We start from the raw sequence: 6,274 nt of genomic DNA on the forward strand, positions 1-6,274 counted from the left end.
AGGTGGAGTCATGCCGTTGAAGTCGCGAGCAGCCTTTTTGTGTCGCGATCGATTCTCGGCAGCAGGCGCGAAATCGATTGGTCGAACAGCCGGGGTTTTCGGCGTCAGTTGGGCCCATCTCTTTCGGGCCCCCGCGGTTACGCTGAAAACACGCGGGAGAGCCACGGCCCTCCTGTAGGAACGCAAGCGTCTTCCAGATTCAACAAAAGGTTCTACATGTCCATTTCCGCCATCGAATCCGTCCTGCAGCAGATGCGGGTGACCGCGCTCCAGACCGGCATCGCGCCGCGCCCCGCGGCCGAGTCGGCCCCGCAGGCCGGCTTCGCCGCCGAGCTGAGGCGCTCGCTCGAGGGCATCAGCACGGCGCAGAACAAGGCCTACGGCCAGGCCGAGGCCTTCGAGCTCGGCAAGCCGGGCGTCGCGCTGAACGACGTGATGGTCGACCTGCAGAAGGCCAACGTGGCCTTCCAGACCGGCCTGCAGGTGCGCAACCGGCTCGTGGCCGCCTACCAGGAAGTGATGAGCCTGCCGGCCTGACGGCTCCTGTGGGTTGTGGAGCGGGCAGGGTGCGCATCTTTTTCAGCCGGGCCCCTAAAGCTTTGGATGCCCCCGCCGATAACTTCAACAACGATGGCTTGAGTCTCATGGTGGGAGCGGGTCCAGCGTTGCGGCCGCAGGGCCGGATTCCACAACCTTTGTCTACAGGAGTTTGAAATGGCGCAAGTCATCAACACCAACAGTCTCTCCCTGCTCACGCAGAACAACCTCAACGCATCGCAGTCGTCGTTGAACACCGCGATCCAGCGCCTGTCTTCGGGCCTGCGCATCAACGGTGCCAAGGACGACGCCGCCGGCCAGGCCATCGCCAACCGCTTCACGGCCAACATCAAGGGTCTGACGCAAGCCCAGCGCAACGCCAACGACGGCATCTCCCTCGCGCAGACGACGGAAGGCGCACTGAAGGAAGTCAACAACAACCTGCAGCGCGTTCGTGAGCTGGCGGTGCAAGCCGCCAACGGCAGCAACTCGGCCAGCGACCTGAAGTCGATCCAGGACGAAATCACCCAGCGCATGAGCGAAATCGACCGCGTCTCGGCGCAGACCGATTTCAACGGCGTGAAGGTGCTGTCCGCCGGCGCGAAGCCGCTGACGGTGCAGGTCGGTGCCAACGACGGCGAGACCATCAAGATCGACCTCAAGCAGATCGACTCGTCGACGCTCGGCCTCGGCGGTTTCTCGGTGAGCAGCAACGCCCTCCCGGTGAGCGAAGCCATCACGCAGACCAACCTGGCTGCCACGCCCACCGCTGTCGATCTGAGCGCTGCCGCCACGTCCCTGGGCGTTGCCGCCAGCTCGTTGAGCCTGCACAACGTGAAGGACGCCACCGGCGCCGCCACGGCCAACTTCGTGGTCAAGTCGGGTGACAGCTTCTATGCCGCGTCGGTCGACGACGCCACCGGCGACGTCGTGCTGAACGTGGCCGACGTCGAGTTCACCGACACCGACAACGGCGTGACGACCGCCGTGGCGCTGAACAACCAGTTGGTCAAGGTGGGTGTGGACAGCACCGGCGCCACCACCGCCTACGTGGCCGTGCAAGGCAAGAACTTCGCCGTCGGCGCAGGCGCCCTGGCCAACGGCGGCGCGACGCCGACCGACTTCGACAACACCGGCACCGACATCGTCCTGAGCGGCGCCGGCAAGACGGCCGAGTTCACCGGTGCGGCTTCCATCGACCCGATGAAGAAGCTCGACGCGGCGCTCAAGATGGTCGACGACCTGCGCAGCTCGCTGGGTGCAGTGCAGAACCGCTTCGACTCCACGATCGCCAACCTCGGCACCACGGTGACCAACCTGTCTTCCTCGCGCTCGCGCATCGAAGACGCCGACTACGCGACCGAAGTGTCGAACATGACCCGCGCACAGATCCTGCAACAGGCCGGTACCTCGGTTCTGGCCCAGGCCAACCAGACCACGCAAAACGTGCTGTCGCTGCTGCGCTGATCGAAGTGAAGGCATCGCAGGCCTTTCGGGCGCAAGCCCGACAGCGCCTGCGCTGTCCTCTGCGGCTTGGGCTCGGCCCAGGCCGCAGAGGACAGCGAATCAATCCGAAGGTGATGACCATGGCGATCCCCGTTGCCCCGGCGGCAGACAACAGCCCCTGGTGGACGCAGATGCTTCCGGTCCGGCGCAATGCGCCGGCCTGGGACGAGCAGGCGTCGGCCGAGGCCATGGACGCGGCGACGCCCGTGCAGGTAGAGCAGGCCGTGCGCGAGCTCAACGCGTCGCTGCAGACCCGCTCGGTGGGGCTGCAGTTCGAGGTCGACGAGGACACCGACAAGGTGATCGTCAAGGTGGTCGATCGCGACAGCGGCGAGCTCATTCGGCAGATTCCGTCCGAGGAAGCAGTGCGCATCGCCAGGATGCTGGACAGCGCGCCGGGCCTGCTGATGGACCACTCGGCCTGAGGACGAAGTCTCCGTGTCACGTTGAACAAGAAAAGAAGGAACCCCATCCATGGCATCGATCAGCAGCCTCGGCATCGGCTCCAACCTGGACCTGAGCAGCCTGCTCTCCAATCTCGAGACGGCGGAAAGCCAGCCGCTGGTGCAGCTGCAGCAGCGCCAGGTCAGCTTCACGAGCAAGCTCTCGGCTTATGGGCAGCTGCAAAGTGCCCTCACGACGCTGCAGACGGCGGCCAAGAAGTTGGGTGACCCGGCCTTCTTCCAGGGCGTGAAAGCGACTGCCGGCGCTGCCGATGTCCTCTCCGGGACCGCCGGCGCGACGGCATCGGCCGGCGCATACAGCATCAACATCAGCCAGCTCGCGCAGGCGCAGTCGGTCGTGGCGGCCGGCCAGGCCAGCGCCAAGACCGCGATCGGCAATGGGACGCTCACCATCGACTTCGGAACGATCGCCGGCGGCACCTACGACGCAGTGAGCGGCAAGTACAGCGGTGCGAGCTTCACCCCGGACACAAGCCGCACGGCCAAGACCATCACCATCGATTCGAGCAACAACACGCTCGAGGGCATACGCGATGCGGTCAATGCGGCAAAGGCCGGCGTGACTGCCAGCATCGTCAACGACGGCAGCGTGACGCCCAACCGCCTGGTGCTGACCTCGACCGAGACCGGCAAGGTGTCGAGCATGCGCGTCGCGGTCGCAGGCGACGCGGCGCTGTCTAACCTCCTGGCTCACGACCCGGCGGGCGCCCAGAACCTGCAGCAGACCCTGCAGGCACAGAACGCCGAGCTCACCGTCAACGGCATCGCCGTCACCAGCAAGACCAACTCGGTGAAGGAGTCGATCCAGGGCGTCACGCTGAACCTGCTGAAGGTCGGCACGAGCAGCCTGGGCGTTTCGCGCGACGTGGCCAGCGTCGAGACGGCGATCAACGATTTCGTGAAGGCCTACAACGCGCTGCAGGGCACCGCGGGGACCCTGACCAGCTATGACGCCGACAAGAAGAGGGGTGCCGCCCTGCTCGGCGACGGCACGCTGCGCAACATCCAGGTGAGTCTGCGGCAGGTGCTGACCAATCCGCAGGGCGGTGCGATGAAGACGCTGTCGGAGATCGGCGTGGCCTTCGAGAAGGACGGGACGATGAGCGTGAACGCCGACAAGCTCAAGAGCGCGCTGGCGACCAACCTGGAGGGCGTCGCCGGCCTGTTCTCGAGCGACAGCGCCAGCACGGCCGGCTATGGCAAGCAGTTGAGCACGCTGGTCGACAAGCTCACCGGCACCGGTGGCGCGCTCAAGGTCGCGACCGACGGCATGAGCAAGTCGCTCAAGGACCTCGACGCGCAGTACGACGAGATGCAGGCGCGCGTGGACGCGAAGGTGGAGTACTACCGCGCCCAGTTCACGCAGCTCGATCTGCTGGTCAGCAGGATGAACAGCACGAGCAGCTACCTCACCCAGCAGTTCGCCAGCATGGCGAAAAGCGGCAAATAGCACCCGGCCACGGAGCACGCATGTACACACCCCACACCCATCGGACCGGCGCCGGCGCCTATGCACGCCTCGGCGTCGAAACACAGGCGATGAGCGCGTCGCCCCATCAACTCATCTGCATGCTTTTCGACGGCGCGGACACAGCCATCGGGATGGCCCGCCATCACATGGGAAGCGGGGACGTCGCGGCCAAGGGCAAGGCGATCTCGAAGGCGATCGCCATCGTGGACAACGGCCTCAAGGCCGGGCTGGATGCGAAGGCGGGCGGCTCCGAGGGAGCCGCCTTGGTCGAGAGCCTGTCTGCGCTGTACGACTACGTGATCCGCAGGCTGCTGCAGGCCAACCTGCACAACGACCTGCAAGCGATCGACGAGGCCGGGGCGCTGCTGGAGAACGTGGCGTCGGCCTGGCGCCAGATCGACGGCGTCGACGCCGGGCACTGATCGACAAGAGTACGAAAGACGAAAATGGCAGCCAGGAGTGAAGTCGTCCATTGCTATGCCCAACTCGCCTCGATCCTGTCGCTGATGGTGACACTGGCGCGTGCAAAGGCGTGGGAACGGCTGCCCGAGCTCGAGGCGCAATGCACTGCGCTCATCGATCGGCTGCGCGCCGTCACGCCGCAGGAGTCGCTGGACCCGGCTCAGATCGAGGAGGCGCAGCGCCTGCTGCAACGCATCCGCGCCGACCAGCAGGCGGTGTGCGAGCTGGTCAAGCCGCAGCTGGCGCACCTGGTCGCCACCATGACCGACCTGCAGAAGCGCAGCGAGCTCGACCGCGCCTACGGAGTGCCGCGCTGAGCGCCCAGGCGCGCCCACCCGGATGAGCAGGCTCGGCGTACCGCCCGACCACGCGCTGCTGGCCGCCAAGCTCGCGCCGCGGCTCGAACTCGTCGCGCTGCAGCAGGGCCAGGTGGCGAGCGATGCCGAGCCCGGCCCGGTGGTGCAGGTCCAGAAGGTCGCCAACGATGTGCGCCTGCCCTCCCATATCGCGCTGGAGCGCCAGCTGCCTGCCGGCCTGCCCGCTGCGGCGGCTGCGCCGGACGCGCCGGGCGCATCGGCTGCCCCGGCCGCGCACCTCTCTCCGGCGGCCCGCCTGATCGGCGCCCTGCTGGCGGAGTGGCCGGACGCGGGACCGCTGCGTGCCACCACGCCGGTGTGGCCTTCGGCGCGGCAGCCGGCGAATGCCGCCACGCTCGCCGCGGCACTGGCCCAGGCGGTGGACCGCAGCGGGCTGTTCTACGAATCGCATCTGCGCGAGTTCGTCGCCGGCACGCGCACGCTGGCGCAGTTGGCGCAGGAACCGCAGGCGCGCTGGGCCGCACCGGTTTCGCCGGCTGTTCAAGGGCAGCATGGCGGTGCGGCGGCGCAGGCTGCTGTCGCGGCGGTGCATGTACCTTCCGATGCGGTGCGGGCCGGCGTGGCTGCCGTGGCTGTCGTGCCGGTGCCTGTCATGCCTGCAGTGCCGCTCGCGGCCGGGGCGGCGCCCGCATCTGCGCCCGGCGCTGCGACGCCGACTGCCTCGGCCCCGGCGCACGGTGAGCCGGGTTCGCCCGTGCCGCCGGCGCCGGCGTCGCGTGCTCCTGCCGTTTCCACCGACGCCGCGCCCTTGGCCGATGCCCAGCGCGTGCGTGCGGCCTACCGCGCAGGCGAGGGTGCTTCCGCCACGCCTCTCGAGGCCGAGGCCGCGGGGCAGCGCGCGGAAGCGGCCGCGGCCGTGCGGCATGGCGCGGCGGCTGCCCTCCCGAGCGCGCCGCACCAGCCCGCGGAGCTGATCCATCCGCAGGCTGCGACCGTGGTGCACCAGCAGCTCGACCTGCTGGCCACCGCCGTGTTCCGCTGGAACGGCCAGGCCTGGCCTGAGGTCCCGATGGAGTGGTCGATCCAGCAGGAGGAGGGACGGCCACGCGACGAGGGCGGGCAGCAGGACGAGGCAAGGCGCTGGAGCACGACGGTCTCGCTGCACCTCCCGCGGCTCGGGCCGGTCGAACTGCGCCTGACGCTGGCCGGCGGTGCGGTCCAGGCGCAGTTCGTGGCGGGCCATGCGACCACTGCCGGACGCCTGCGGGCGCACGGCGGGGCGCTCGAGGAGCGCTTCGAGTCCGCGGGGCTGCGGCTTGAAGGCTTGCGCGTCAGCGAGGCGTGATGAGCTATCCGGGCTTCACCTTCGGTTGGGCTTTGTGGCCTCTCCCTGCGGTGGCTGGATGGGGTGGGGGCACTTGTTCGGGTGATTTCGAACGTTGCTGTTGTGTTGAGTGCGGAGCCGGGAATTCGCCCCGGCGGGCGAGTTACTTTCTTTGTCTCGCCAAAGAAAGTAA

Annotated in this window: 7 protein-coding genes; all 7 read left to right on the forward strand. The window is 67.9% G+C overall.

What is annotated here, in order from left to right; genetic code table 11:
* Positions 1-216 precede the first annotated feature (216 nt).
* A complete protein-coding gene (fliE, locus tag ACMGEZ_RS27680; protein ID WP_436825487.1) occupies positions 217-537 on the forward strand; it encodes a flagellar hook-basal body complex protein FliE in 321 nt (106 codons plus the stop codon).
* A gap of 177 nt (positions 538-714) precedes the next feature.
* Entirely contained in the window at positions 715-2,004 is a 1,290-nt protein-coding gene (locus ACMGEZ_RS27685) for a FliC/FljB family flagellin (protein WP_436825488.1), read from the forward strand.
* A gap of 119 nt (positions 2,005-2,123) precedes the next feature.
* Positions 2,124-2,468, forward strand: a complete 345-nt coding sequence (locus ACMGEZ_RS27690; RefSeq protein ID WP_436825489.1) for a flagellar protein FlaG — start codon at positions 2,124-2,126, stop codon at positions 2,466-2,468.
* A 49-nt stretch (positions 2,469-2,517) separates the two neighbouring features.
* Entirely contained in the window at positions 2,518-3,957 is a 1,440-nt protein-coding gene (gene fliD, locus ACMGEZ_RS27695; RefSeq protein ID WP_436825490.1) for a flagellar filament capping protein FliD, read from the forward strand.
* A gap of 20 nt (positions 3,958-3,977) precedes the next feature.
* Complete coding sequence (gene fliS, locus ACMGEZ_RS27700; RefSeq protein ID WP_436825491.1) at positions 3,978-4,400, forward strand: flagellar export chaperone FliS; 423 nt, start codon at positions 3,978-3,980, stop codon at positions 4,398-4,400.
* A gap of 24 nt (positions 4,401-4,424) precedes the next feature.
* Positions 4,425-4,757: a flagellar protein FliT gene (locus ACMGEZ_RS27705; RefSeq protein ID WP_436825492.1), complete on the forward strand. Its 333-nt coding sequence runs from the start codon at positions 4,425-4,427 to the stop codon at positions 4,755-4,757.
* A gap of 22 nt (positions 4,758-4,779) precedes the next feature.
* Positions 4,780-6,102, forward strand: a complete 1,323-nt coding sequence (gene fliK, locus ACMGEZ_RS27710) for a flagellar hook-length control protein FliK (protein ID WP_436825493.1) — start codon at positions 4,780-4,782, stop codon at positions 6,100-6,102.
* Positions 6,103-6,274 lie beyond the last annotated feature (172 nt).

Origin of the sequence: Variovorax stachyos, assembly GCF_051400855.1 — a bacterium.
Classification (GTDB): domain Bacteria; phylum Pseudomonadota; class Gammaproteobacteria; order Burkholderiales; family Burkholderiaceae_C; genus Variovorax.